General features: G+C 71.2%; 25 protein-coding genes and 2 tRNA genes. 9 read left to right on the top strand and 18 right to left on the bottom strand.

Features of this window, described 5'->3' with window-relative positions; all coding sequences use genetic code 11:
- Positions 1 to 71 precede the first annotated feature (71 nt).
- The 7 genes from JKJ07_RS33190 to JKJ07_RS33220 all read right to left on the bottom strand — a co-directional run bounded on the left by JKJ07_RS33190 (position 72) and on the right by JKJ07_RS33220 (position 3,430).
- The gene (locus tag JKJ07_RS33190) at positions 72 to 1,457 is read right to left on the bottom strand and encodes an SDR family NAD(P)-dependent oxidoreductase (RefSeq protein ID WP_307834529.1); all 1,386 of its coding nucleotides are present in this window, start codon (positions 1,455 to 1,457) and stop codon (positions 72 to 74) included.
- A 79-nt stretch (positions 1,458 to 1,536) separates the two neighbouring features.
- Entirely contained in the window at positions 1,537 to 1,710 is a 174-nt protein-coding gene (locus JKJ07_RS33195; protein ID WP_202995833.1) for a hypothetical protein, read from the bottom strand.
- Positions 1,711 to 1,877: 167 nt separating this feature from the next.
- Positions 1,878 to 1,949, bottom strand: a tRNA-Ser gene (locus tag JKJ07_RS33200).
- Between the two features lie 13 nt (positions 1,950 to 1,962).
- Positions 1,963 to 2,035 (bottom strand) — tRNA-Asp (locus JKJ07_RS33205).
- A gap of 68 nt (positions 2,036 to 2,103) precedes the next feature.
- A complete protein-coding gene (locus JKJ07_RS33210) occupies positions 2,104 to 2,496 on the bottom strand; it encodes a type II toxin-antitoxin system VapC family toxin (RefSeq protein WP_202995835.1) in 393 nt (130 codons plus the stop codon).
- Positions 2,493 to 2,777, bottom strand: coding sequence for a type II toxin-antitoxin system Phd/YefM family antitoxin (locus tag JKJ07_RS33215; RefSeq protein WP_202995836.1), 285 nt, complete (start codon positions 2,775 to 2,777; stop codon positions 2,493 to 2,495). The genes JKJ07_RS33210 and JKJ07_RS33215 overlap by 4 nt, the downstream gene beginning before the upstream one ends.
- Positions 2,778 to 3,088: 311 nt before the next feature.
- Positions 3,089 to 3,430 (bottom strand): hypothetical protein, encoded by a 342-nt coding sequence (locus JKJ07_RS33220; RefSeq protein ID WP_202995837.1) that lies wholly within the window; start codon positions 3,428 to 3,430, stop codon positions 3,089 to 3,091.
- 18 nt (positions 3,431 to 3,448) lie between these two features.
- Here JKJ07_RS33220 and JKJ07_RS33225 point away from each other — a divergent pair, with 18 nt between their 5' ends.
- A complete protein-coding gene (locus JKJ07_RS33225; protein WP_202995838.1) occupies positions 3,449 to 3,985 on the top strand; it encodes a GNAT family N-acetyltransferase in 537 nt (178 codons plus the stop codon).
- On the opposite strand, the gene JKJ07_RS33230 is transcribed toward JKJ07_RS33225, so the two are convergent.
- Together JKJ07_RS33230 and JKJ07_RS33235 are read right to left on the bottom strand one after the other, a co-directional pair.
- Entirely contained in the window at positions 3,975 to 5,414 is a 1,440-nt protein-coding gene (locus JKJ07_RS33230; protein ID WP_202995839.1) for an NAD-dependent succinate-semialdehyde dehydrogenase, read from the bottom strand. The genes JKJ07_RS33225 and JKJ07_RS33230 overlap by 11 nt on opposite strands.
- A 28-nt stretch (positions 5,415 to 5,442) precedes the next feature.
- On the bottom strand, positions 5,443 to 5,865 hold the full coding sequence (locus tag JKJ07_RS33235; RefSeq protein ID WP_202995843.1) for an ester cyclase: 423 nt from the start codon (positions 5,863 to 5,865) through the stop codon (positions 5,443 to 5,445).
- Positions 5,866 to 5,977: 112 nt separating this feature from the next.
- Between JKJ07_RS33235 and JKJ07_RS33240 the strand changes: the two genes are divergently transcribed.
- Positions 5,978 to 6,664, top strand: coding sequence for a TetR/AcrR family transcriptional regulator (locus JKJ07_RS33240; protein ID WP_202995845.1), 687 nt, complete (start codon positions 5,978 to 5,980; stop codon positions 6,662 to 6,664).
- Here JKJ07_RS33240 and JKJ07_RS33245 read toward each other — a convergent pair.
- Positions 6,661 to 6,906: a hypothetical protein gene (locus JKJ07_RS33245; RefSeq protein ID WP_202995847.1), complete on the bottom strand. Its 246-nt coding sequence runs from the start codon at positions 6,904 to 6,906 to the stop codon at positions 6,661 to 6,663. The two genes, JKJ07_RS33240 and JKJ07_RS33245, sit on opposite strands and share 4 nt — an antisense overlap.
- Positions 6,907 to 7,021: 115 nt before the next feature.
- On the opposite strand from JKJ07_RS33245, the gene JKJ07_RS33250 reads away from it, so the two are divergent.
- Both JKJ07_RS33250 and JKJ07_RS33255 read left to right on the top strand, forming a co-directional pair.
- The gene (locus JKJ07_RS33250; protein ID WP_202995849.1) at positions 7,022 to 7,927 is read left to right on the top strand and encodes an NAD(P)-dependent oxidoreductase; all 906 of its coding nucleotides are present in this window, start codon (positions 7,022 to 7,024) and stop codon (positions 7,925 to 7,927) included.
- A 23-nt stretch (positions 7,928 to 7,950) separates the two neighbouring features.
- The gene (locus JKJ07_RS33255) at positions 7,951 to 8,571 is read left to right on the top strand and encodes an L-threonylcarbamoyladenylate synthase (RefSeq protein ID WP_202995856.1); all 621 of its coding nucleotides are present in this window, start codon (positions 7,951 to 7,953) and stop codon (positions 8,569 to 8,571) included.
- A gap of 2 nt (positions 8,572 to 8,573) precedes the next feature.
- Here JKJ07_RS33255 and JKJ07_RS33260 read toward each other — a convergent pair whose 3' ends face one another.
- The 3 genes from JKJ07_RS33260 to JKJ07_RS33270 all read right to left on the bottom strand — a co-directional run bounded on the left by JKJ07_RS33260 (position 8,574) and on the right by JKJ07_RS33270 (position 16,182).
- On the bottom strand, positions 8,574 to 9,968 hold the full coding sequence (locus JKJ07_RS33260; RefSeq protein WP_202995857.1) for a hypothetical protein: 1,395 nt from the start codon (positions 9,966 to 9,968) through the stop codon (positions 8,574 to 8,576).
- A 73-nt stretch (positions 9,969 to 10,041) separates the two neighbouring features.
- Positions 10,042 to 15,129 carry a PDDEXK-like endonuclease domain-containing protein gene (locus JKJ07_RS33265; protein ID WP_202995858.1) on the bottom strand — a complete coding sequence of 1,696 codons (5,088 nt, stop codon included), beginning with the start codon at positions 15,127 to 15,129 and terminating at the stop codon, positions 10,042 to 10,044.
- Between the two features lie 42 nt (positions 15,130 to 15,171).
- Positions 15,172 to 16,182: an oxidoreductase gene (locus JKJ07_RS33270; RefSeq protein ID WP_202995859.1), complete on the bottom strand. Its 1,011-nt coding sequence runs from the start codon at positions 16,180 to 16,182 to the stop codon at positions 15,172 to 15,174.
- Between the two features lie 60 nt (positions 16,183 to 16,242).
- On the opposite strand from JKJ07_RS33270, the gene JKJ07_RS33275 reads away from it, so the two are divergent.
- The 4 genes from JKJ07_RS33275 to JKJ07_RS33290 all read left to right on the top strand — a co-directional run bounded on the left by JKJ07_RS33275 (position 16,243) and on the right by JKJ07_RS33290 (position 19,121).
- The gene (locus JKJ07_RS33275) at positions 16,243 to 16,587 is read left to right on the top strand and encodes a MerR family transcriptional regulator (protein ID WP_202995860.1); all 345 of its coding nucleotides are present in this window, start codon (positions 16,243 to 16,245) and stop codon (positions 16,585 to 16,587) included.
- A gap of 29 nt (positions 16,588 to 16,616) precedes the next feature.
- Entirely contained in the window at positions 16,617 to 17,765 is a 1,149-nt protein-coding gene (locus JKJ07_RS33280) for a PP2C family protein-serine/threonine phosphatase (RefSeq protein ID WP_202995862.1), read from the top strand.
- A gap of 85 nt (positions 17,766 to 17,850) precedes the next feature.
- Positions 17,851 to 18,069, top strand: a complete 219-nt coding sequence (locus tag JKJ07_RS33285) for a hypothetical protein (RefSeq protein ID WP_184949620.1) — start codon at positions 17,851 to 17,853, stop codon at positions 18,067 to 18,069.
- 182 nt (positions 18,070 to 18,251) lie between these two features.
- A complete protein-coding gene (locus JKJ07_RS33290) occupies positions 18,252 to 19,121 on the top strand; it encodes a GNAT family N-acetyltransferase (RefSeq protein ID WP_202995867.1) in 870 nt (289 codons plus the stop codon).
- Here the strand turns inward: JKJ07_RS33290 and JKJ07_RS33295 are convergent.
- Complete coding sequence (locus JKJ07_RS33295; protein WP_202995868.1) at positions 19,084 to 19,521, bottom strand: HNH endonuclease; 438 nt, start codon at positions 19,519 to 19,521, stop codon at positions 19,084 to 19,086. The genes JKJ07_RS33290 and JKJ07_RS33295 overlap by 38 nt on opposite strands.
- 142 nt (positions 19,522 to 19,663) lie before the next feature.
- Here JKJ07_RS33295 and JKJ07_RS33300 point away from each other — a divergent pair, with 142 nt between their 5' ends.
- On the top strand, positions 19,664 to 21,493 hold the full coding sequence (locus tag JKJ07_RS33300; RefSeq protein ID WP_236030289.1) for a glycoside hydrolase family 5 protein: 1,830 nt from the start codon (positions 19,664 to 19,666) through the stop codon (positions 21,491 to 21,493).
- 13 nt (positions 21,494 to 21,506) lie between these two features.
- On the opposite strand, the gene JKJ07_RS33305 is transcribed toward JKJ07_RS33300, so the two are convergent.
- From JKJ07_RS33305 to JKJ07_RS33320, 4 genes are all read right to left on the bottom strand, one after another.
- Positions 21,507 to 21,755 (bottom strand): hypothetical protein, encoded by a 249-nt coding sequence (locus JKJ07_RS33305; protein ID WP_202995870.1) that lies wholly within the window; start codon positions 21,753 to 21,755, stop codon positions 21,507 to 21,509.
- A 62-nt stretch (positions 21,756 to 21,817) separates the two neighbouring features.
- On the bottom strand, positions 21,818 to 22,672 hold the full coding sequence (locus JKJ07_RS33310) for a carbohydrate ABC transporter permease (RefSeq protein WP_202995872.1): 855 nt from the start codon (positions 22,670 to 22,672) through the stop codon (positions 21,818 to 21,820).
- Positions 22,669 to 23,574 (bottom strand): carbohydrate ABC transporter permease, encoded by a 906-nt coding sequence (locus tag JKJ07_RS33315; protein ID WP_307834531.1) that lies wholly within the window; start codon positions 23,572 to 23,574, stop codon positions 22,669 to 22,671. Before JKJ07_RS33315 ends, JKJ07_RS33310 begins: the two co-directional genes overlap by 4 nt.
- A gap of 2 nt (positions 23,575 to 23,576) precedes the next feature.
- Positions 23,577 to 24,890 carry an ABC transporter substrate-binding protein gene (locus JKJ07_RS33320; protein ID WP_202995875.1) on the bottom strand — a complete coding sequence of 438 codons (1,314 nt, stop codon included), beginning with the start codon at positions 24,888 to 24,890 and terminating at the stop codon, positions 23,577 to 23,579.
- Between the last annotated feature and the right edge of the window lie 11 nt (positions 24,891 to 24,901).

Raw genomic sequence — 24,901 nt, forward strand, 5'->3', positions numbered from 1 at the left:
GAATGCTTTCTCGGCCCGAAATGAATACGCAGAGCAAATGAATGACTACTCGCAGCTAATTCGCGCCTTCTTTACCAGGGTACGACGGCGTAGTTCTTCAGCAGCACTCCGTGCACGGGCTCCCCGGCCTCCCCCAGCCGTACAGGGTGATAGATCCGCGCGGCGGCGTCGACCACGTCGAGCGGCGGCCGCCACCCCGCGGCGGCACGACGCAGCCGCACCTCGGCCGGGTTCTCGTCGGTGATCCACCCGGTGTCCACGCCGCACATGTGCACCCCGTCGCGGGCCAGGCCGGGCGCGGCGACCCGGGTCAGCATGTTGAGGCCGGCCTTGCTGACCGACGTGTGCGGATGCCGCTCCGGCCCGGGATCACCCGCGGCGAACCAGCCCTCGCGACCGGTCACGTTCACCACGTACCGGTTCCGGGTGCCCGGCGCCGTCAACGCCCCGTGCAGCCTGTCGACCAGCAGGAACGGCGCCACGACGTTGACCAGCTGCACCTCGAGCAGCTCGACCGGGTCGACCGCGCCGATCCGCGAGTTCCACGAATTCGTGGCGCCGGCGACGATCAGCGCGCCGGTCGCGTCGGTCGCTTCCTTGCCGGCCGCTTCTTCGCCGGCCGCTTCGAGTGCGGCGCTCCACTCCGGCGGCGCCGCGCCCGGACGATAGCCGGACACGGTCTCGACGGCCCGGCTGTCGCGGGCGGCCAGCAGCTCCGCCGCCACCAGCGGCTGATAGGCCCAGCCGGGCCGGCGTACGGTCTGGGCCGCGTTGTTGACCAGGATGTCGAGCCGCCCGTCGGCCGCCAGCCGCTCGGCCAGCTCCAGCACCTGACGCGGGTCGCGCAGGTCGGCCCCGATGATCCGCAACGCGGGCAGCCAGTCGGCGGCGTCCGGCTCCTCGGCGTAGCGCCGCCGGGCATCGGCCGGGAAGCGGGTCACCACTGTGACCGCGGCCCCGTCGCGCAGCAGCTTCAACGCCACCTGAAACCCGATCTTGACCCGGCCCCCGGTGACGACGGCCCGCCGCCCCGTCAGGTCGGCCCGCGCGTCCCGATGCTCGCGGTGCAGGCCGGCGCAGCGCGGGCAAAGCGCGTGATAGAAGGCGTCAACCTCCCGATACCGCCCCCGACACGCGTAGCAGCGCCGATCCCGCCTCGTCCGCCCACTGACGTCAGTGGCCGCCGCGGCCACCGGCACCCCCTCGCCCCGATCCGCCGCCGCCGTGGCCGCCTCGGCCACCACCGCCCGATCCCCCGCCGCGGTCCGCCGCCGCCGCTCCGCCTTGCGCTGCCGCTGACCGTCCTTGACCAGGCCGTCGACCGCCCGCTGCACCCGCAACCGCACCGGATCGTCGACGGGCAGCCCGCGCACCTCCCCCAACACCCGCAGCGCGGCCTCGATCTGCTCGCCATCCATCGCCCACCCCCGGAAGCCCTGCCGGCGGACGGTCACCACCAAGCGAACCTCGCAAGCGTGGCCGGGCCCCGACGCGGACAGCATGCCAGCGCGCCACCAACCCCGAAAAGCGGACGGCTCAGAAACGCAGTTCCGCCAGGGGCACACCGGCGACGATGCGGCCGATGTTCCCGTCGTAGTCGCTCTCGCTCAGTCGACGGGCGAGATCAACCAGGTCATCGAACTCGCCGTACTTGGCCCGGAGGATCACCCGCATCCCCTCGATGCGTCCCCGCTCCAGGCCCCGCTCCAAGCCCCGCTCCAAGTTTCCTGAGCGATCTCGCGGCCTGACTCCGATTGTGCGAGAACGTCGTTCATGCCTCTCCCCCTTTCGCGCCAGCCGTCGGGCGAGGGACAGCATGGCGCGCCGCATGACAACTAGTCAAGCGACCGGTGGTCGCGCGCCAAGGCCGGGAGGGGTGGGCCGGGCCGGACTTGAACCGGCGTCCTCCGCATGAGCAGTGCGGCGCGTCAACCTCTGCGCTACCGGCCACCTCGCAGGGGTGGGACCCGACCGGACTCGAACCGGCATCCTCCGCCTTGATAGGGCGGCGCGACTACCCCTGCGCTACAGGTCCCACCTTGCGCGAGATCGTACCGACCCCACCCGACACCCCACGAACGAATAACCACCGGGGCGGACCGCTCACAACAGACCCGGAGCCGCGGTCGTCAACCCCGCCGCCCGCGCGACATCGAACATGCGCTTGTCGTAAGTGACAAGTGTGTCCAGCGCGTCACCCAGAGCCTGGGCACTCGCCACATGTATGGCGTCAAGCGTCCGAAGCGCGCCTGACAGATGGGCCGCGGCGTCGCGGATCTCTTCGGTCAACAGGATCTCCGTGACGCTGCTGACGAGGTCGCGCATGCAAGCGGGATAGTCGCCCAGGCGATCCATGGTTCGGACGGTCTCGACGAAACCGAGCGTGCTGGTAGCCATCGGCGCCACCGGCCGGCTGCCCAGGAACTCCCGCAACTGGTCGGCGTACGTTCGCCGCGCCAGCAACGTGACGAGCGCGGAGGCGTCCAAATAGATCACCGGTCGTCCTCCGCCCGGGCCTCCAGCAAGAGGTCCAGCGGTGAGACGTCGGCGGGAACGTCGTAGGACGGCATGCGATCGAGATCGGCTGTCGTGGTGGCCTTGAGCCGGATCAGCCCCTTCGCAACCAGCGGAGAGTAACGGCCGAGGCCGGCCGACCCGGGCAGCAGCACCGCAATCACCTTGCCGTGGCGAGTGACCTCGATCGTCTCGCCCTGCTCAACGCGGTTGAACATGGCACTCGGGTTGTATGAGAACTCTCTGACCGAGACCGAACTCATCGCCTGCCTCCTCAACGCAGTGCCTACGTCGAGGAAATTGTACCTACAAAACGCGAAGTCATGAGGGATGATCGCCGTGCTCGATGACTATAGGCACACGACAACCTCATCGCGACGCCGTGGCCCCTGATTCTGGGCTTGGCACCGAAGGATCATGCTCGCCATGATCGATGGGTGGAGCGGTGAGCCGGGGTTGCAGGCCGCCGGGGGCGCGGGGCGGCCCGGACCACGACGGCGCTGGTCGCCGAAACCACGGGACCAGGCCTCTCGCGTACGTTTGCGGTTTGGTTCTGGTCGTTCGGAGTGGGGGCTCAGGGCACGTTGTGGGGGAAGTGGCCCTCGGTGATCTGCGCGGTGCCGGCGACGATCATCATGGGGGCGGCGCCGGTGGACGTCTCGGCGTCCCACGTGAAGACCCGGTGTGCGGTGTTGCCGGCTTGGCGGGCGAAATCGAGCTCGGTCGCGGTCGGCGGGCGGAACACCGGGTGGTGGAAGGTGTCCGCGCAGGCGACCCAGACGACGTCGGTGAACGTGACCTCGACGCTGTGGTGGTAGGTGAGGTCGTTGTCGGCGATGAGCTGGAGCGAGGCGGCGTCCCACCGGCGCACTTCCCAGTCCCACCACTGTCCGGTCAGGTCCGTCAGGCTGGCCACGTGAGCCACAATACGGGGATGGCACTGACCAGCCGGCCGGCTACCCGCGACGACCTCGACTTGCTGAAGGCGATCATGGAGCCGGCCATTGCGGAGCTGCTCAAGGGGTTTCTCGATGCCGAGCAGATCCGTAGCAGCGAAGCGATCATGGGGCTCGACACGCAGCTGATCGACGACGGCACGTATTTCGTGATCGAGGTGGACGGCGTGCCGGCCGGGTGTGGCGGGTGGAGCCGGCGGGCCACGCTCTACGGCGGTGACCACTCGACGACCCGGGACGAGAAGCTGCTCGATCCGGCGACGGACCCGGCCAAGGTTCGAGCCATGTATACGCATCCCGAGTTCACCCGCCGCGGCGTGGGGCGGATGATCCTCGGGTTGTGCGAACGGGCGGCCGCGGCCGAGGGGTTCACGCGGCTCGAGCTGATGGCGACCCTGGCCGGCGAGCCGCTCTATCGCAGTTACGGCTTCGTCGAGGTGGAACGGGTCGAGGACGCCCGCGGGGGCGTCCCCGTCCCGATCGTGCGGATGCGGAAGACCATCGTCACCAGTTGACGGCGATGTATTTCGACTCCAGGTATTCGAGCAGGCCCTCGTGCCCGCCCTCGCGGCCGATGCCGCTCTGCTTGACGCCGCCGAACGGCGCGGCCGGGTCGCTGACCAGGCCCCGGTTGAGACCCACCATGCCGGCCTCGATCGCCTCGCTGACCCGCAGGCCGCGGGCCAGGTCGCCGGTGTAGACGTACGCCACCAGGCCGAACTCGGTGTCGTTGGCCAGCCGGACGGCCTCCTCCTCGCCGGTGAACGTGACGATCGGAGCGACCGGGCCGAAGATCTCCTCGCGCAGGATCGGTGAATCGGGCGCGACGCCGGTGAGCACCGTGGGCGGGTAGTAGAAGCCGGGGCCCTCGGGGCGGCTGCCACCGGTCTCGGCCTTGGCGCCGGCGTCCAGCGCGCCCCGCACCAGCGAGTCGACCTTGGCTACCGTGTCCTCGTTGACCAGCGGGCCGACCTGCGTGCCCTCCTCGACGCCGGGGCCGACCTTGAGCGCGGCCATCCGGGCGGCGAGCCGCGAAGCGAAGTCGCCGGCCACCGACGCCTCGACGAAGAAGCGGTTCGCCGCCGTGCAGGCCTCGCCGCCGTTGCGCATCTTGGCGATCATCGCGCCCTCGATGGCCGCGTCCAGGTCGGCGTCGGCGAACACGACGAACGGCGCGTTGCCGCCCAGCTCCATCGACGTGTTGACGACGTTGTCGGCGGCCTGGGCGAGCAGGATGCGGCCGACCTCGGTCGAGCCGGTGAAGGACAGCTTGCGGACGCGCGGGTCCTGCAGCATCCGCGAGACGACCTTGCCCGAGCTGCGCGACGGCAGCACGTTGACCACGCCCGAGGGCGCGCCCGCCTCGGCCAGGATCGCGGCCATGGCCAGCGCGGTCAGCGGGGTGTCGCTGGCCGGCTTGAGCACCACCGTGCAGCCCGCGGCCAGGGCCGGGCCGATCTTGCGGGTGGCCATCGCGGCCGGGAAGTTCCACGGCGTGACCAGTACACACACGCCGACCGGCTGCCGGGTGACCAGGATCCGGTTGGCGCCCGAGGGTGCGGTGGCCAGCGTCCCCTCGCCCCGCACGGCCTCCTCGGCGAACCAGCGGAAGAACTCGGCCGCGTACGTCACCTCGCCCTTGGCGTCGACCAGGGCCTTGCCGTTCTCCAGGCTGATCAGCTTCGCCAGCTCGTCGGCCCGCTCGGTCATCAGCTCCCACGCCTTGCGCAACACCTCCCCCCGTACGCGGGGGGCCGTGGCCGCCCACGCCGGGCCCGCCTCGGCCGCCGCGTCCACCGCGGCGATCGCGTCGCTCTCGCCCCCGTCCGCGACCGCGGCGAGCACGTCGCCGGTCGCCGGGTCCAGCACGTCGAAACGGTTCCCGGACGACGCGGGAACCCACTTGCCGCCGATGAAGAGTTCAGTTTCCACAACTCCCAGCATGGTCCAGCCCACGCCGGGCCGCCACGGCTCAGCCGACTTCGAGCTGGGCGAGAAGCACGTGGATGTCGGAGTTGACCCAGTACTCGGCCAGCCGGTCGCCGGCGATCCGCAGCGTGTCAGTGCCGGTGAAGGCGACCGAAGTGCCCGGCTCAGCGGCGGCGCCCGGGAAGCCTCCGCCGTACGTGCCCTTCACGGCCCAGCGGACGGCGAGCAGGTCGTCCTGCACGATCGGGCCCACCTCGATGGCGAACGTGAGGTCGGTGAACGCGGCCCGGGTCTGCGCGATCCAGCCGGCCAGCGCCTCGGGGCCGGACAGGGCCGAGCTGTCGCCGCCACCCATCAGCGCGGCGTGCACCCGGAAGTCCGGCGTGACAAGGCCGGCGGCCCGGTCGAGCTCGCCGTTCCACAGGTGCAGCCAGCCGTCGACGAGCTCGGAAACGTTGGTGGTCATCGCATTTCTCCCTGCCGTTCGAGGTCTTGTGCCAAGAACGTAGCGAGGCGAACGGGCTCTTTGGCAGTGCCAGATTTACCTGACACTGTTAAGCAGGCCGTACACTGCCGCCATGAGCTCGCCGCTGCGTCAGCGCCGCCGCACCGCCGCCACCCGTGAGATCCTCGACGCCGCGCGGGAGCAGATCGGCGTGAGCGGGCCGGCCGGGTTGTCGCTGCGCTCGGTGGCCCGCAGCCTCGAGATGACCGTGCAGGCGCTCTACCACTACTTCCCGAGCCGTGACGAGCTGATCACCACGCTGATCACGGAGGCCTACCTCGATCTGGCCGAGGCCGTGGAGCGGGCGGTCGCCACGTCACCCGGCTTCGTCCCGGCGGCCACGGCGTTCCGTGAGTGGGCGATCGGGAACGCGCCCATGTTCCAGCTCATCTACGGCACCCCGCTGCCGCGCTACGAGGCCCCCGACGACGGCCGCACCACCGCTGCCTCGCGCCGCCTGGCCCCGGTCTTCATTCGTGAGCTGTTCGGCGCGTACGCTCCCGCGCAGCTCGCCCGGGCCGACGTGCCGCCGCTGAGCCCCGAGCTGCGCAACCGGCTGGACGAGCTGCCGGCGCCCGGGATCGGCACCCTGCCCGCCCCGGCCGTGGCCCTGTTCGTCAGCGTCTGGGGGCACGTGCACGGGCTGGTGATGCTGGAGGCGTTCGGGCACACGGCGTTCATCGGTCCCCTGCAGGCCGAGCTCTTCCAGGGCGCCATGCGTTCGCTGCTCGCCGACGTCGAGCGGCGCATCCCGGATTAGGCCTCCGGCGGGGTCTCCGGCGTGGCCGCCTCGGCCATGTCGGCGATCGCCACGGCGGCCCGGATGAACGGGTTCGCGGCCAGGTCGGCGATGGTGTTGATGCCGAAGGCGAGGCTCAGGCCCTGTGCCTCTTCGTCGCTGACGCCGGCCAGGGCGGCGACCGGGGCGTTGATCAGCTCGGCGATCGGGAGGTCGCGGAAGGGCTCGTCGAGCAGGGCGTCGAGGTTCACGGACACTGGCATGGGCTGGCCTCCGGAGAAGTCGAGTAGACGCAGCATTTCACAGTCCACAGTGGTCCTACGGCCCGGTTTCGGATGGCGCGGAAGTTTGCCGGACAGCAACGAGGCGGTCACCGCGATGAGCAAGCCACCGTCCGGGAATTGGCCGCCGCCCCGGGCGTCGCGAAAACCTACGGTGAGCGGCATGACCGTGGGTTTCCTGGGGCTCGGCGTGATGGGGACGCCGATGGCCGCCAATCTGGCTCGGGCCGGCGTCGACCTGATCGTCTGGAGCCGCACCGACCGGGGCACCACTCCCCCGGGCGCGATCCGGGCGGCAACGGCGGCCGAGGTGTTCGAGCGGGCCGGCGTGGTGATCCTGATGCTGGCCACCGAGCGGGCGATGGACGAGGTGCTCGACGGCGTCGACGTGGGCGGCACGCTGGTCGTCCACATGGGCACCACCAGCCCAGAGTATTCGGCCGCCCTCGGCGAGCGGATCAGAGGCCAGGGCGGGCGGTACGCGGAGGCGCCGGTCTCGGGTTCCCGCGGGCCGGCCGAGGCGGGCGAGCTGATCGCGATGATCGCCGGGGACACCGCGGGCGTCGCGTCCCTGATCGAGCCGATGTGCAAGCAGATCGTCAACTGCGGCGAGGTCCCTAGCGCCCTGCTCATGAAGCTGGCCGTCAACACGTTCCTGATCAGCATGGTGACCGGGCTCGCCGAGGCGTTCCACTTCGCTCAGGCGTACGGGCTCGATCCGGCCCTGCTGCGGCAGGTGCTCGACGCCGGGCCGATGGCCAGCACGGTGTCCCGGGTCAAGGCGGCCAAGCTGGTCACCGGCGACTTCGAGGTGCAGGCGGCGATCCACGATGTGCTCAAGAACAACGAGCTGGTCGTGGCGGCCGCGCGCCGGGCCGGGGTCCCGTCCCCGCTGCTCGACGTCTGTCTTTCCCTGTACGCCGAGACGGCCGCCCTGGGCCACGCCGAGCGGGACATGGCGGCGGTCGTCCACGCCATCACGGCGAGTCGATCACGCGGGTGACGGCGACTCACTAGGCTTTGCGGGTGGCGAAGTATTTCGACGTGCACCCGGACAACCCCCAGCCGCGCTCGATCCGGCAGGTGATCGACATCGTCCGCGGCGACGGGCTGATCGCCTATCCGACCGACTCGTGCTTCGCGCTGGGCTGCCGGATGGGCAACAAGGACGGGCTCGACCGCATCCGCGAGATCCGGCACCTCGACGACCGGCACCACTTCACGCTGATGTGTCACGACTTCGCGCAGCTGGGCCAGTTCGTGCAGATCAACAACGCGTCGTTCCGGGCGATCAAGTCGGCCACCCCGGGCCCGTACACGTTCATCCTGCCCGCCACCAAGGAGGTGCCGCGTCGCCTGCTGCACCCCAAGAAGAAGACGGTCGGCGTACGGATCCCCGACCACGTCGTCGCCCAGGCGATCCTCGACGAGCTGGGCGAGCCGCTGGTGTCGAGCACGCTGCTGCTGCCCGGCCAGGAGGAGCCGATGACGATGGGCTGGGAGATCAAGGAGGCGCTCGATCACGTGGTCGACGCGGTCGTCGACTCCGGCGAGGGCAGCACCGAGCCGACGACGGTGATCGACCTCTCCGGCGGCGAGCCCGAGATCTTGCGGGTCGGGGCGGGCGACCCCACGCGTTTCGAGTAGCGCTACGTGTTCAGCGCGCCGTCGGCCCCCAGCGCGAGGATGACCAGCTCGCCGCGGTGGTCGGTGGCGGTCAGGCGCTGCTCGTCGAGGCGCTGCAGGGCCGCTATGCCGGCGCCGAACTCGCCCACGACGGCCGGTCCGACCGGCGGCCCGGTCCAGTCGATGGTCCACGAATAGAGACGGAACTCGTACGACGCGGCGACCACGACTGTCGTCTCGGGCGTGCCGAGCAGCGCGACCGTGCCCACCGGCTCGGGGGCGCGCAGCGTGATGCCGCGTTCCACGTCGTATCCGGCCGGGTCGAGCCGGGCCACCCGCACGGCCTGGTGGGCGGCCGAGACGACCACCCGGTCGGCCAGCGAGTCGATCGCCCCGACGCGCAGGTCGTGCTCGACGACGATTGTGCGCTCGCCCCCGTGCGGCGGCCCGGCGGTCACGACCCGGCCGTCGGCGGCGAGCACGCCGTCGCGGAACGGGCGGGTCGGCGCGGGCAGGGCCGGCAGCGACAGCCCGGCGGTGAGCGGGGTGCCCGAGGTGGCGTCGAGCAGGTAGGGCCGCCCGGCGAACGTGGCGGTGGCCAGCACCGGGCCGCCGACCGCGAGCGAGCGGGTGCGGATCGTCGGGTCGGTCAGCCGCCAGTGGGGCCGGCTCGCCGAGTCGAGGGCGGTCACCGTCCCGTCGTACGCCCCGGTCAGCACGTGCCGCCCGTCGGCCGACCAGGTGACCGAGCGCAGCGGCGACTCCCCGGCGCGCAGGGTGCGGATCGGGTCGAGGTGGGCGTTGCGCAGCTCGATCGCGCCGTCGCGGCGGGCCAGGGCCAGCGTGCTCGCGTCGGGCGACCAGGCGCAGGCCTCGACGGCGGGGGCGGCCCGGCCGGCCAGGGGCGAGCGGTCCTGGGCGAGATCGCGAACGGCCACGAAGCCGTTGGCGCCGACCGTGGCGACCAGGCCGGCGGGGCTCACGTCGAGGCGCACGCAGTCGTCGAGCTCGCCCAGGTAGGTCTCGCCGAACGCCTGCCACACGGCCGCCCGGCCGTCGGCCAGCTGGCACAGCAGATGCTGGCCGTCGGGCATCCACGAGACGCCCGTGACGGCGGCCGGGTGCCCGCCGAGCACCTTCATCAGGTGGGGCGGGCGGTCGTCGACGACGCGCCACACGGCAGCCGTGCCGTCGGCCGAGCCGATCGCCAGCAGGTCGGACGCGCCCGGGTTCCAGGACGCGGCGAGCACCGCCGAGCGATGGGCAAATTCGGTCATCGTGACAGGCCGGGAGGGGTCGCTGGTCTCCCGGACGGTGACCGTGCCGTCCTGCGTGCCGCTGGCCAGCCGACGGCCGTCGGCGCGGAAGGCAACGCAGCTGACCGGCGCTGCCTGCGTCGACGAGGTCCCGGGGTTCACGCGACATATGCTGGACATCGGAGCGCAACGAGTCAATACCGTAATCGGTCCTAAACGGTCTTCACTCGACGCTTTAAGGCACGAGCCGCAGTCCAAGCGATTCTACTCGACGGTAGGGTCGCGGCCCCGCGGAGGGCAGACTACCGATCGCCCGCTCGATCGCTTTGCGCAGCCGCGCCTCCTCGCCCGCCCGATCGCGATGCCACGCCGCGCCCCACACGCGGTGCAGCTGCCACCCCAGTCCGGTGAGGACCTCGCCAGCGAGCCGGTCCCGGTCGCGGGCCGAGCCGATCGAGCCGTACCGCGGCCCGTCGCACTCGATGCCCAGGATGTAACCGCCCGCGGGCGTCGGGTGCCGCACGCCCACGTCGACCCGGTAGCCGTCCAGGCCGATCCGGGCCCGCGCGCGATAACCCCACGAGCACACGGTCTCGAGCACCGACGCCACGAACGGGTCGGTGGCCGGGAGCCGGCCGGGCAGCGCCGCGGCGCCCCGCTCGGCGTAGTCCAGGTATGCGGCGAGGTGGCGTACGCCCTCATTGGCCGACTCCGGGATGTCGCGCGCGCGGACCGACGAGATGATCTCGACGCGGCGCCGGGCCCGGGTGATCGCCACGTTGAGCCGGCGCCACCCGTTGGCCTGGTTGAGCGCGCCGAAGTGGGTGGTGATCCGCCCCTGCTCGTCGCGCCCGTAGCCGATCGAGAAGATCATGACGTCGCGCTCGTCGCCCTGCACCGACTCGAGGCTCTTGACGAAGAACCCGGAGAGCCGGTCCCCGTCGAGCAACCGGTCCAGGCCCGGATGGCGGACGGTCGCGCGGTCCAGGGCGGCCTCGATCGCCTCGGCCTGCGCCACCGAGAACGTGACCACGCCGTACGAGAGCTCGGGCCGGGTGGTCAGGCACGAGACGATGCGCTCGGCGACCATCTCGGCCTCGACCGGGTTGTCCCGCTTGGTGCCGCGCCGATAGACGCCGCGGGCCGGGATGAGCTCGACCCCCGTCTCGGGATCGGCATTGGCGCCCGGGAAGGTTCGCAGCCGGCCCTCGTAGAACTGGTTGTTGGCGAACGCGATCAGCGCCTCGTGCCGGCTGCGGTAATGCCAGCCGAGCCCGCGTACGGGGAATTTGCCGCAGCCCTTGGCCAGCTCGAGGATGGACTGGAAGTCGTTGACGTCGCTGCCGTCGGCGTCGGTGTCCGTACGGGTGAAGAACGAGGTGGGCGGCAACTGCCGGTCGTCGCCGGCCACGATCACGGCGCTCGCCCGATAGAGGCAGTTGATCGCGTCGGCCGGGGCGATCTGCGACGCCTCGTCAAAGACGACCACGTCGAACTCGAGGTCGGCCGGGAGGAACTGGCTCACCGCCAGGGGCGACATCAGGAAGCACGGCTTGCCGCTCTGCACGGTCTGCCGGGTGCGCCCGATCAGATCCCGTACGGCTAAATGACGGGTCTCCTTCATCCCCTCGCGCCGCAGCAACATCACCTCGGCGGGCACCCGCGCCGCGGCCCGCCGCTGCTCGACCGCCGCCGCGATCGTGGCCGGGGCCTGCCCGGACAGTGCGGCGTCGAGCCCGCGGAACTCCTCGACCAGCCGGTCGCGTTCGAGGCCGCCGATGGGGTGCAGCCGGTCGTCGTCGCGGATCACTGCGTCGGCCCACGCCGCCAGCAGCGCCCGGTGCAGGGCCGGGCGCACCTGGTCGTCGGGCACCCCGGCGCTGACGGCGATCGCCTCCGTGGTGAGCACGCGCCGGGCCCGGTCGTACCCGAGCCACTGGTCCTGCCCGCCCGGATCGTCGAGCAGCCCGGTCAGCAGCGCGCCGTCGTAGTCGTCGGTCAGCTCGCCGACCTCGGCCCGTCGCTCCGGCGCGAACGCGGCGACGACGGCGTCCCGCGCGTCCTCCCACGCCCCGAAACGCTCGGTGAGGGCCGCGGCGCCGCCGTCCGAATGCAGCGCCGCGGCCTGCTCCCCGGTGAGCGGCCGGTCGATCCCCGACGTCAGCCGCCGGGCCGCCCGCGCCCACATCACCGCCTCTTCCAGTGCGTCGTCGTGCACGGCGGCCACGCCCAGGCCGGCCACCGCGGTCGCGTAGTCGTCGGCCAGCACCCGCTCCTCGTCGGCCGCCACCCGGCGCAGGCGGGCCAGCTGCCGGGCCTCCTCCAGCCCGGCATCGCGGCCGAGTGCCCGTGCGAAGGCGTGCAGCGCGGCGGCCACCTCGAGCAGCGGGCCGAGCCGGTCCCGGCGGCGGGCGGCGGCGTCCTGCGGGGTGTCCGCGGCCGACTCGCGCCGGGCCAGGGCGCGAACCCGGGCCGCCGTACGGGCCAGGCGCGGGTCGGGCACGGGCCGGCAGAGCTGGTCGGCGACGGCCGGCAACGCGTCGGGCGGGGTGCGCCGCATGATCTCGCCCGCCAGGTGCAGGGCCTCGTGCAGCGGGGCGTCGCCGCGCCAATATCGGCCGAGCAGGGGTCCGTACTGCTGCTCGGCCGCGGCCCGCTCGCGCAGCGCCCGCTGCCAGGCCACCGCGGCCCCGACGTGGGCGACGGCCTCGGCGGGCGACACCGACGCGTGCGCGTGCGCGGCCACCGCGTCCCAGTCCCGCCGGTACGCCCCCAGCAGCTTGCGCAGCCCGCGGTGCTCGTGGGCGAGCCGGTCGGCCAGCTGCTCCACCGGCTGCTCGACGATCCCGTCACGGAACCAGCGCCGGCACTCGGCCTCGGCCGCGGTGACCGCCTCGGTGCAGCGGCGCAGGGCGGCCGCGGCCACCGACACCCCGGCCAGCACGCCCGGCCCGAACCAGAACGGCTCCGGCCGGTGGGGGCGGGCGGCCAGCTCGGCCAGCTCGGCGAAGCGGGTCAGGTCGGCGAACGTGACCACGGCGGGCAGGCCGAGCCGGGCCACCGTCGCGGCGGCCTCCGCGCGCAGCTCGTCGAGGGCGTCGGCCTCCCCGGCCAACCGGCGTACGGTCTCCTCGGCGCCGGCCGCGGTCAGCGTGGGCGGTTCGATCGCCGGCGGGTCGAGGTCGGGCAGCTCGTGCCACTCGACGCCGGCCGCCTCGCGGACCGCGGCCCGGGCCCGGCGCGCGTCGGCCAGCCGGCGGGAGCGGCGCTCGGCGGCCCGCCCGATCGGTTCCAGGCTGGGCGCGGTCAGCCAGTCGTCGGCCACCGCGGACGGCCGCCGGGCGGCGTGGGTGACCAGCATGGCCAGCGTCCCCGCCTGAGCCGGCCGGGTCGCGCCGAATGCCTCGGCGATTGTGGTGTGCTGCCGCGCCGCCCCGGCCAGCGCGTGCAGGGCCGACTGGGCCCGTCGCAGCGTCTCACCCAGCGGCGCCCGTTCGACGACCCCGCGCCAAGGGAACGTCTTCGGCTCGGCGGCGGCCCGGCGGCAGCGGGTCAGGTCGTCGGCCGCCTCGAGGGCGTCGTGGATCGCCTGCGGCGTCAGCTCGCGCGGCCGCTCGCACGGCACCGGGACCTCGGGCAGCTCGGTCAGGCGCGCGCAGTCGCCCAGCACCTCGTGCAGCGTACGGCCGAGCGGTTCGCGGCGCTCGTTCATCGCTGTCGCGTAGCCGTTCAGCAGGTCGCGTAGCTCGTCCAGGCGCTCCTGGTCGTGCTGGGCCGCCGGTTCGATCACCCTTGGCTCGAGGGAGGTGGCCAGCGCGCGGGCCACTTCCTTGCGGGTCGCCTTGTGGCTGTGCAGTTCCAGCAGGTACGGATCCAGGCCGACCGCGGCCAGGCGGTTGCGCACGACCTCGAGGGCGGCCGCCTTCTCGGAGACGAACAGGATTCGCTTCCCCGCGTGCAGGAGGCAGCCGATCAGGTTCGCGATCGTCTGCGACTTGCCTGTGCCGGGCGGGCCGTCGAGCACGAAACTCTGCCCGGCCAGGGCCGCTTCTACGCAGGCCCGCTGGGTCGCGTCGGCGTCGAGCACGAGCGGAAGATCTTCGCTTGTATACGACTCCCTAGGTTCCCACCCGCCACCCCTCCGCCCACCCGGGGAGATGCCTGAAGAACTTACAGCTGTCAAGTGGGGCTGAGCGGGTTGTCCACAGGCGGATTCGGCGCCCGTTCTCCCGGATGACGCACCACCGTCGCCGCCGCCGAGCGCACCACCGTCGCCGCCGCCGAGCGCACCACCACTGCGGCCGGCGAGCGCACCACCACTGCCACCGCCGAGCGCACCACCACTGCCGCCGCCGAGCGCACCACCACTGCCACCACCGAGCGCACCACCATTGCGGCCGGCGAGCGCACCACCACTGCCACCGGCGAGCACACCACCATTGCCACCGCCGAGCGCACTACCGTTGCGGCCGGCGAGCGCACCCTCGTTGCCGCCGCCGAACGCACCACCGTCGCCGCCGCGAATCGGGTCGCCGCTGCCGGCCACATCGACGGGCCCACCGCGCCGAGCATCGACGGGCTCGCCCACCGCACCCCCCGTCCCGCCGACGACCCCGGCCCGCCCCGCCAGCGCCTCCACCAGCGGATGCGCCACGATCCGGGCCTCGTTGTCGAGCAGGTCCCGATACATCGCCTCCTTGTGGAACGTGAACCGCGACAGCAGCACCGTCTCCTCGACGGCCCAGTCCCGGTTGTCCACGCACGAGCGGAGCGACGCCACGTACTCCCGCACGTCCAGCCCCGCCAGCCCGTCCACGCCCGGCATCGTGATGCCCATCCGCCGCAGCCGCAGGGCCAGTGCCGGGTTGACCACCGGGTCCTCGCCGCGCACCCGCAGCCGGGGCACGTCGGCCGGGCCCTGCGTCACCAGTTCGCCCGGCAGCAGCAGGATCGGGCTGGTCAGCGCCACGTCTTCCTCGTCGCGCCAGTGCAGCATCCCGATCGCCAGGTGCAGGGCGGCCACTCCCCGGTCGAGGAAGTCCTGGCGGGTCTTGCGTTGCAGCCGCCGCAGCTGGGCGCCGAGCGCGACGGCGGTCAAGCCGGTGCGGAACAGGCCGCCGGGTTCGGGCCGGGCGCCGGCGGGCAGGAAGCCGTAGTCGCGGTCGCCGCGCAGGGCGGAGACGATGTCGGGGGCGGCCGGGCCGGCGATCTCGAGGGTGCCGCTCGCGGTGGGGCGGAAGTTGAGCAGGCGGTTGCTCGCGTCCAGGTTGACCAGGCCGTCGCGCCATGCGCGTACGGCTGCTCTGGGCGTTTCGACCACCATGGTGTCGATTCCACCAAAGCAAGCCGGTCTGGCGCAGGATTATCAGAAGTATCGCACTTCGTCCTCTTTGCGATAGTCGTTGATTTCGGCAAACCGGCCGGCGCCGACGTGGGTCACCCAGGCCGGGTTGCCGAGCAGCACCCGGCCCAGCGCGATCAGGTCGTATTCGCCCTGCTCGCGGCGTTCGAGCAGCTCGCGCAGGCGGGCCGAGGAGGCGAAGCCGCGGGTCAGCCCGATCGAGCCGACGGTGATCGAGGGCAGGCCGGTCAGGTGTTTGGCCCAGCCGGCCAGGTTGCGGTCGCTGCCGCCGAAGACCGGCTCCCAGAAGCGGCGCTGCGAGGCGTGCAGGACGTCGGCGCCGGCCGCGCGCAGCCCTTCGAGGATGGTGGCGAGCTCGGCGGGGGTCTCGGCGATGCGGGCGCTGTAGTCGCGCTCCTTGAACTGCGAGAACCGGACGATCAGCGGCATGCACGAGGGGATCTCGGCCCGGATCGCCCGCACCACCTCGGCCGGGAAGTCGCGGTGGGCCAGCGTCGGGTTGGTCACCGGCCAGAGGAACTCGTCGAGCAGATATCCGTGGGCCGCGTGCACCTCGACGGCGTCGAACCCGGCCCGTACGGCGACCCGCGCGCTCTCGGCGTACGCGGCAATGATGGTGTCGAAGTCGCGGCCGGTCATCGTCGCGGGGGTCCAGGACGGGTAGCCGTCGACGGGTTCGCGCTCGCTGCCGAGGTGCCACAGCTGCGCGGCGATCCGGCCGCCGGCCGCGTGCACCTCGCTGGTCACGTGCCGCCACCCGGCCCCGGCGGCGCCGGCGGTCAGGCGCGGCACGTCGGGCTGGTGACCGGCGCTGGGGTGGTCGACCAGCACGCCCTCGGTGATGATCAGGCCGACCCCGTTCTCGGCGCGGCGGCGGTAGTAGGCGGCGTTCTCCGCGGTCGGCACGCCCCGCGGCGACCGCTCGCGGGTCATCGGGGCCATCACGAACTGGCTGGTCAGCGGGAGTCCGGCCAGGGTGACCGGCTGGACGAGGGCGGCGGTGGCGGCTGTCATGCGATTACGCTAGAACCTGACATCCGTGTAAGGGTCAAGGCTTTTCCGGGAGGATTTCCGATGCGGATCGGCGACCTGTCCGCGGCGACCGGGGCGAGCGCCCGGAGCCTGCGCTACTACGAGGAGCAGGGCCTGCTGGCCAGCGCGCGCAGCGGCGGCGGGCAGCGGCACTATCCGGAGACTGCGGTCGAGCGGGTCTCGCTGATCCAGTCGCTGCTGTCGGCCGGGCTCAACAGCGCGACCATTCAGGACGTGCTCCCATGCATTAGCAACGAGGCCATCCGTACGCCGTGGCTCGCCGACCGGCTCACGTCCGAGCTGGAGCGGGTGACCAAGCAGATCGACGACCTGAACCGGACCCGCGACATCCTCGCCGGTCTGGTCGAGCAGTACCGGGTCGATTGACCACGGGCCCGGCTGGGCATGTGGGGCCAATGCCCGATGCGATGGAAGCCGTACGCAGACTGCTCGACCTGCGGCATCGGGGACGCGCCGAGGATCTGCCCGCCCTGCTGCACGACGCGGCCCCGCTGCTGGGTGCGGCGACGGCCACGGTCCTGCTCGTTGACTACGGGCAGTTGAAGCTGTTCCCCCTGCGCGGCCGCGACATCACCGGGGTCGCCCCGATCCCCGTCGACGGAACCCCGGCCGGCGAGGCCTTCACCACCGCGCGGGTGACCACCTCGGACGAGTGTGTGTGGCTGCCGCTGCTGCACGGCGCGGAACGGCTGGGCGTGCTCGAGCTGCGCACCCGGGCCGCCGACCTGGACCAGCTGGAGGTGATCGCGGCGCTGGTGGCGGAGCTGATCGCGAGCCGCCGCGGCTACGGCGACGCGGTCGAGCACACCCGCCGGCGCGAGCCGATGCAGCTGGCGGCCGAGATCATCTGGAATCAGCTGCCGCCGCTGACGTTCGCGGTGGACGGCACGATGGTCACGGCCGTCCTCGAGCCCTGCTACGACGTGGGCGGGGACGCGTTCGACTACGCGGCGAACGGGGACGTGCTGCACGTCGGGCTGTTCGACACGGTCGGGCACGGCATCGCGGCCAGCGCGCTCACCACGCTGACACTGAACACGTATCGCAACGCGCGACGCTCCGGGCTGGGCCTGACCGACACGTACCAGTCGATCGACAAGTGGATCCGGGCGCAGTATCCGGGCAGTTTCGTGACCGCGATCCTGGCCGAGCTGGACACGGCGACCGGGCTCTATCGGCGGATCAGCGCGGGCCATCCGGCGGAGCTGCTGCTGCGCGACGGCAAGCCACGGGCGGGGCTGCCCACGCCGACGGCACTGCCGCTGGGGCTGGGCAACATGCTAGCCCGGGCCCCGCGCGTGACGACCGAGCAGCTCACGCCGGGTGACGCGCTGGTGCTCTACACCGACGGGATCACCGAGGCGCGGGACCGTACGGGGGCGCTGTTCGGACTCGATCGGCTGACTTCCTTCATCACCGAGCAGCTGGCCCTGGGGCTGCCGTCGCCCGAGGTGATGCGCCGCCTGATCCACACGATCGTCAGCTATGAGCAGGGCGAACTCCGCGACGACGCCAGCGCCGCGATGATCCGCTGGCGGGCGTGATTCCCAGGGAACGGCCAGCGTGGTCACAGGGAGTGCTGGACTTGACCACTTATCGTGGGAGAGGAGCCAGCCAAGGAGGCAAACGTTGAGCGGTTCCGTCAAGAGGTTCCTGCTGTCGATGCTCGCGTCGAAGTTGAACAAGCGGGGTCATCACGGCGGTTACGGCCACGGCGCGTACGGGCATCCCGGCGCCTACGGACACCCGGGTTACGGCCATCACGGGCATTACCGTCACCACGGGCACTATCGCCACCACGGACATTATCGGCACCACGGGCACTACAAGCGCCGCCGCCTCTGGTAAAGCGCGGCCGAAGCGGGTAGTCCTGAATAGAGCAGGGGCCGTCCGTCCGCTGTCCCCCGGCTTCGGACGGGCGTGCCCTGACACCTCCCCGGTGCGCAGCGCCAGCGCGCACCGGGGTTTCCTTGTCGAAGAGCCCGAAACGGGAACGACAAAGGCCCGGCCCGGCGGTCACAATGATCGCCATGCATCTGACCCCCCTCACCGACCCCGCCCGCCGCGGCCGGCTCGCCTGGCTGGCCGCGGACGATGACGGGCGTCCGCTCGGCACGGCCTTCCTGTGGCTGCCCACGGTGGGGCGTCGGGCCGACGTGCAGATCCACGTGCACCCCGCGGAGCGACGGCACGGGGTCGGCACACGCCTGCTGGAGGCGCTGACGGCCACGGCGGCCGAGCACGACATGCACACGCTGCTGTTCGAGCCGGTCCGGCCGGGCGAGGACGGGTTCTGTGTCGCGCGCGGCCTGCGGCTGGTGCTCGCGCTGACATACACGCGCCTGACCCTGCGCGACGCCAGTCCCGTCGAGACGCCGGTGCCCGGCTATCGGCTCACGCACTGGGAGGGCACGGTTCCGGCCGAGCTCGCCGAGACGTTCGCCCGGGCCCGGCCCGCGATGGACGACATGCCGATGGGCGACGCCGCCTACGAGCCGGAGCCGTGGGACGTCGCCCGCCTGCACATGATCGCCGGCGCGGTGGCCCAGCGCGGCGAGACGCTGTGCACGACCGCCGCGCTCGGCCCGGACGGCGAGATCGCGGGCTTCACCGAGCTGGTGATCCCGGCGTCCGGGACGGGCGACGCCCAGCATTACGGCACCGGGGTGCTGCCCGCGCATCGCGGCCACGGGCTGGCCCGCTGGATGAAGGCCGCGCAGATCTCCCTCGTACGGGAAAGGTTTCCCCGCCTCGAGGGCCTGCTGGCCGACACCGCGGACAGCAACGTCGCGATGCGCCGCACCAACGAGTCGCTCGGTTACGTGCCGACCCACCGCAGCCTGCTCTATCAGCTCGAGCTGGCTACAGCAGGCTCCCCCACAGCGGCGCGGACGGCGTGACCCGCAGCGGCATGCGCGCCTCGGCCGGCGTGCGGTCGCCCTTACGCTGGTTGCAGGCGTAACAGGCGGCGACCGTGTTGAGCCAACTGTTGGCGCCGCCGCGCGAGCGGGGCAGCACGTGGTCGATGGTGGAGGCCGCGCGGCCGCAGTAGGCGCAGCGCCGCCCGTCGCGCAGCATCACGCCGGCCCGCGACCAGCCCGGGCCGCGGCTGTGGCGCCAGCGAGTGACCACGTACGACACCAGGCGGACCACGGTCGGGACGGGCCAGACGCCGATCACCCGATCGGGCTGCGCCTCGTGCACCTCGGCCACCTGCCGCACCAGCATCCGTACGGCGTGCCGCAGGCTCACCCGGTGCAGCGGCCCCAGGTCGGCGTTGAGAACGAGCACATCGCTCACCGGGTCACCTCCCTCTACGACCGGTCAGGTGATCTATACGGTAGGGACGGCGACAAACAGGGACAACGCATTATCCGGGCATCGGGGCAAACCTTCCCCGGAAAGATCGCCTCAGGCCGCCGGAGGCGATATATAGATGCCCATGCGCGCCTTGGTCGCCCTCACCGTCATCGCCACCTCCCTCCTCGTCCCCCAGCCGGCGCAGGTTGAGGAAACCGGATGGACCGCCCCGCTGAGCACGCGCGGGCGCTACATCGTGGACGCCGACGGCAACCGCTTCAAGCTGCGCTCGGCCAACTGGCACGGCGCGAGCGGCACCTACAACGGCTCCGGCGACGCCGACACTGACGCCAACCACCACGCCGGCGAGAACTCGGGCCGGGTGCCGATGGGTCTCGACCGCGCGCCCATCGCCACGATCGTCGGCAACTTCAAGGCGATCGGCGTCAACAGCGTGCGCCTGCCGTTCTCCAGCGCGATGGTCACCGACACCACCCCCGTGGGCGACCGCTACGTGGCGGCCAACCCGCAGCTCCGGGGCAAGACCCCACTGCAGGTGTACGACGAGGTGGTGGCGGCCCTGACCGGCGCCGGGCTCGCCGTGATCCTCAACAACCACACGAACACGACGCGCTGGTGCTGCGGGGTCGACGGCAACGAGCGGTGGAACACGTCGCAGAGCGCGCAGGCGTGGGAGGACACCTGGCTGTCGATGGTGCGGCGCTATCGGGGCAACCCGCGCGTGGTCGGCGCCGACCTCTACAACGAGGTACGCCGTACGGTGCTGGACGACCCGAATTGGGGCTGGGGCAACGACCACGACTGGTTCGCGGCGTCGCAGCGCCTGGGCGACCGGATCCTGCGCGAGGCCAACCCCGACCTGCTGATCATCGTCGAGGGCATCAACTGGACCGGCATCCCGATCGACGGCTTCGCGCACGAGAGGCCGACCCTCAAGCCCGTACGAACCTTGTCGCACACGCTCGTGAAGTCCGGCAAGCTCGTCTACGCGGCCCACTTCTACGACTACACCGGCGCCAACCACAGCGGCGCGACCGGCACCGGCGAGACGACCGACCCGCGTTATCGCGACCTGAGCCGCGACGAGCTGTTCCGGGTGCTGCAGCGGGACGCGCTCTTCGTGGCCACCGAGGCCGGGCAGCATTTCACCGCCCCGGTCTGGATCAGCGAGTTCGGCGTCGACGGCAACACGGCCGCCGGCTCGTCGCAGCGGGCCTGGTTCGCCAACTTCACCGACTTCCTGATCCAGTCCGACGCCGACTTCGCGTACTGGCCGGCCGTCGGCTTCACCGAGAACCGCGCCATCAACGGCTGGGGCCTGCTCTTCTGGGACCGGGCAGGCACGCTCACCACCGGCGACGACTGGCGGGCGCCGATCTGGAACCGGCTCGTGGCCTCAGGCCGTACGGGCCTCATCGAGCCCGTGATCCCGTGGTCGATGCTCAGCCCCGACCACGGCGACTTCATTGCCTCGCTGCGGATGCGCACCGAACCCGACTGGGACTCCGGCGCCCGCAAGGCCACCTGCCCCGACGGTCAACGCCTGGCCGGCCTGGCCCACACCGGCAACCGCGCCCTGTGCGTCGGCGGCTCGCCGTGGACGTCGTACCAGGTCGTGAAGAACGAGCAACACGTCACACACGACTGGGCTTCGGGCTACACCAAACTCCAGTGCCCGCCCGGCTCCCTGCTGACCGGCTACGCCGTCCGGGGTGCCGCCGTGTCGAGCGCCCTCTGCGCCACCTCCCCCACGGCGGGCACCGGCCCCACCCGTACGGTCTGGTTCGACCGCAACGACAACCGCCCCACCGCCAACCCGGGCGGCGACTTCGCCACCGGCCACTACAAGGGCCAGTGCGCCCTGACGGAATATGCCGCGGGCATCGCCTACACGGGCCGCCTCGGCTCCTCCCGCACACCCGACGCCCTGCTCTGCCGCCGCCTGCCGTAGAGCGCGGCCCCGGTCATTCGCGGATCCCGGTCTCGGGGGTGCCGAGCGGCTCGGCCGGCTGGCGCGGGTCGGGCGCCGGAGCGGGCTCGGGCAGCCGGCGGATGGTGAACATCGCGGCCACTGCGATCACCGCCCCGGCCAGCGGGACGACCGCCCACAGGTCGGAGCCCTTTACGATCAGGGCGAACGACAGCCCGACCAGCACCATCATGTAGGTGAGGGCGCCCAGCAGGACGGCGAGGATCAGTAAGGGTCGGCGCACCTCGCCGAGCGTAGCCACAAAGGGAAAGGGGCCGCGCTGAGGCAACAGCGCGGCCCCGGCTCTCAGCCCTTGATGGCGCCCGCGGTCATGCCGGCGACGATGCGCTTGTTGAAGAACAAGAACATGATCAGCGGCGGGATCGTGATCAGCAGGATGTCCATGAAGAGCAGGTTGTACTGCGTGGAGTAGGAGCTGGAGAAGTTGTAGAGCGTCAGCTGGACGGTGGCGTTCTGGTCGCCCGGCAGGAAGTACAGCGGGTTGACGAAGTCGTTGAAGACCGTCACCGACTGCACCACCACGCAGGTGATGATCACCGACTTGAGCAGCGGCAGGATGACCCGGAAGAACAACCGCAGCGGGCCGGCGCCGTCGATGATGGCCGCCTCGTCGAGCTCGCGCGGGACGGTGGCGATGAACGCCCGGAACAGCAGGATGCAGAACGACAGGCCGAACGCGACCTCGACCAGGATCAGGCCGGGCATCGTCCGGAAAAGCCCGAGTTTTTGCAGCACCCAGATCGTGGGCACGACAGCGGGCGGGATGATCAGACCCGAGAGGACCAGGAAGTTGATGAACCCGGTCCAGCGGGTCCGCCGCCGTTGCAGCACGAAGGCCACCATCGCCGCCAGCACCACCATGATGCTCACCGAGGCGACCGTCAGGATCGTGCTGTTGATGAAGGCGATGATCAGCATGTAGTCGCGGGCCTGCACCACGTCCACGAAGTTCTGCACGAACTGGAACTGGGTGGGCCAGGTGAAGTCGAGCCGCGAGGCCTCCTGCCGGCTCTTCACCGCGGTCAGCAGGATGAAGGCGAACGGCACCAGGAACACCACGACGGACAGCAGGATCGCCACGATGCTGAGCACGACATTCTTGCGCGGGCGGCGCGATGAGGCCGAGACAGCGGCGGTCACAGGTCCACCTCCTTGGAGTTCAGATACCGCGAGAGCGGGAAGATGATCGCCGTCACCAGCAGGAACAGCACCACGTTGCCCGCCGTCGACAGGCCGTAGAAGCCCGCCTGATACTGCTTGTAGATCACCGACGCGATCACGTCGGAGGTGAAGCCCGGCCCGCCCCGGGTCATCGCCCAGATCAGGTCGAACGACCGGAGCCCGCCGATCAGCGACAGCAGGATGACCGTGAATGTGGCCGGCCGGGCCAGCGGGAGCACGATGCTGCGGAAGTTCTGCCAGGCGGTGGCGCCGTCGACGCGGGCCGCCTCGAAGTACTCCTGCGGGATCGACACGATGCCGGCGATGTAGATCAGCGTGGCCAGGCCGACGCCCTTCCACACGTCGACCAGGGCGACCGAGACCAACGCGTACGAGGGATCGGTGAGCCAGCCCGGGCCCGTGATGCCGAGCAGCGAGAGCGACTCGTTGATCAGCCCGTCCTCCGGGTCCATCAGGATCGTGAAGGTCAGGCCGACGCCGATGGTGCTGACCAGCACCGGGAAGAACACCACCGACCGCAGGTAGCCGCGGCCGATGATCTGCGAGGTCAGCAGCACCGCCAGGCCCAGGCCGAGCACGACCTTGAGCCCCGAGGTGATCACCGCGTAGACCACGGTGTGCCACAGGCCGGAGACGAGCGCGGGTTCGCGGAAGAACGTGACGTAGTTGTCGAACCCGATGAACTGCGAGTCGAAGATGCTCCAGCGGGTCAGGCTGAAGTAGAACGACGTCACCGTCGGCACCAGGAACAGCACCGCGTACACGATGGCGGCCGGCAGGTAGAACCAGGAGGAGTACGGGCTCTTCTTCCTGGCCTTGGAAGCCGGCCCGGCCACGCTGGTGCGCGGCCGGGCCTCCACGGTTACCAACCTTCGAGTCCCAACTGCTGGGCTTGCTTCTTCACGTCCTCGTCGTACAGCTTGGCCGCGGCGTCGGACTTGCGGATGCCGGAGCCGACCTCGACGCAGATCTGCTCGAGGGCCGGGCCCTTGACCGGGGACAGGAACTCCAGGGCCAGACCGGAGGCACCCTGCTTGTCGATGTAGGTCTGCATGTCCTTGACCGCCTGCGGCACCGAGTCGGGCAGCTTGCAGCCGGAGACCGCGTACGGGCCGGTGGGCTGGGACGCCTTGCCGAGCGACTCGCACCCCTCGGGGCTGGCCACGAAGCCGAGGAACTTCTTGGCCGCCTCGAGCTTGTCGCCGGTGGTGCTGCTGGGGATGTAGAGGCCGTTCGGCGCCCACACGGTCAGGCCGTTCTTGGCGGCGTCGTTGCCGGGGATGGCGAACAGACCGATCTTGTTCTCGGTGCCGGGGTTGTCGGCGATCAGCTGGCTGAGCATCGCGGACAGGATCGGATACTGCGCGCCCTCGCCCTTGGCCAGCTTGTTGAGGCCGTCGGTGAGCTTGGCCGACGCGAAGTCCTTGTTGACGTAACCCTTGTCGTGCACCTCTTGCAGGTGGTCGAAGCCGGCCTTGGCCGCGGGCGTCGTCGCGTACTTGGCCTGGTTCTTGGTGTACTGCTCGGCCCAGCCCGGCGTCGAGGCCTCGACGTTGTAGTAGTCGCCCAGGATGAACAGCTGCGAGGTCCAGGTCTCGCCGTACGTCTGGATGACCGGGTCGACGCCGGCCGCCTTGAGCTTGGCGTTGTTCGCGTCGAACTCGGCCCACGTGGTCGGGACCTTGAGGCCGTTCTTGTCGTACACGTCCTTGTTGTAGAGGATCGCGCCGGCCATGTAGTTACCGAAGGGCACGCCGTAGATCTTGCCGTCCGAGCCGACCGATTTCTTGAAGTTGTCGTCGAGCTTGTCGGCGAACTCGTCGACCGCGGTCAGGTTCTTCTGCGGCGCGAGGGCCTGCATGAGCGAGCCCGAGTTGTACATGAAGATGTCGGTCATGTCGCCGGTGGAGAGCCGGGTCTTGACGATGTTGTCGCCCTCGGTGCCCTGCGGCCGGGTCTCGACGTTGATCGTGATGTCGGGATTCTTGGCCGTGAAGTCCTTGGCCAGCCCCTCCGCGATCTTCACCGTCTCCGGCTGGTTGTCGGTCAGGAACGAGAGCGTGACCTTGCCGCCGCCGCTGTCCTCGTCGCTGCTGCCCAGGCTGCCGGCGCTGCACGCGCTCAGGGCCAGGGCGGCGGCGGAGAGCACGGCGAGTCCTATCTGACGTCGCTTCATGAAGTGACTCC

It is taken from the genome of Paractinoplanes lichenicola, from assembly GCF_016785085.1.
In the GTDB taxonomy this organism is placed as follows: domain Bacteria; phylum Actinomycetota; class Actinomycetes; order Mycobacteriales; family Micromonosporaceae; genus Actinoplanes; species Actinoplanes lichenicola.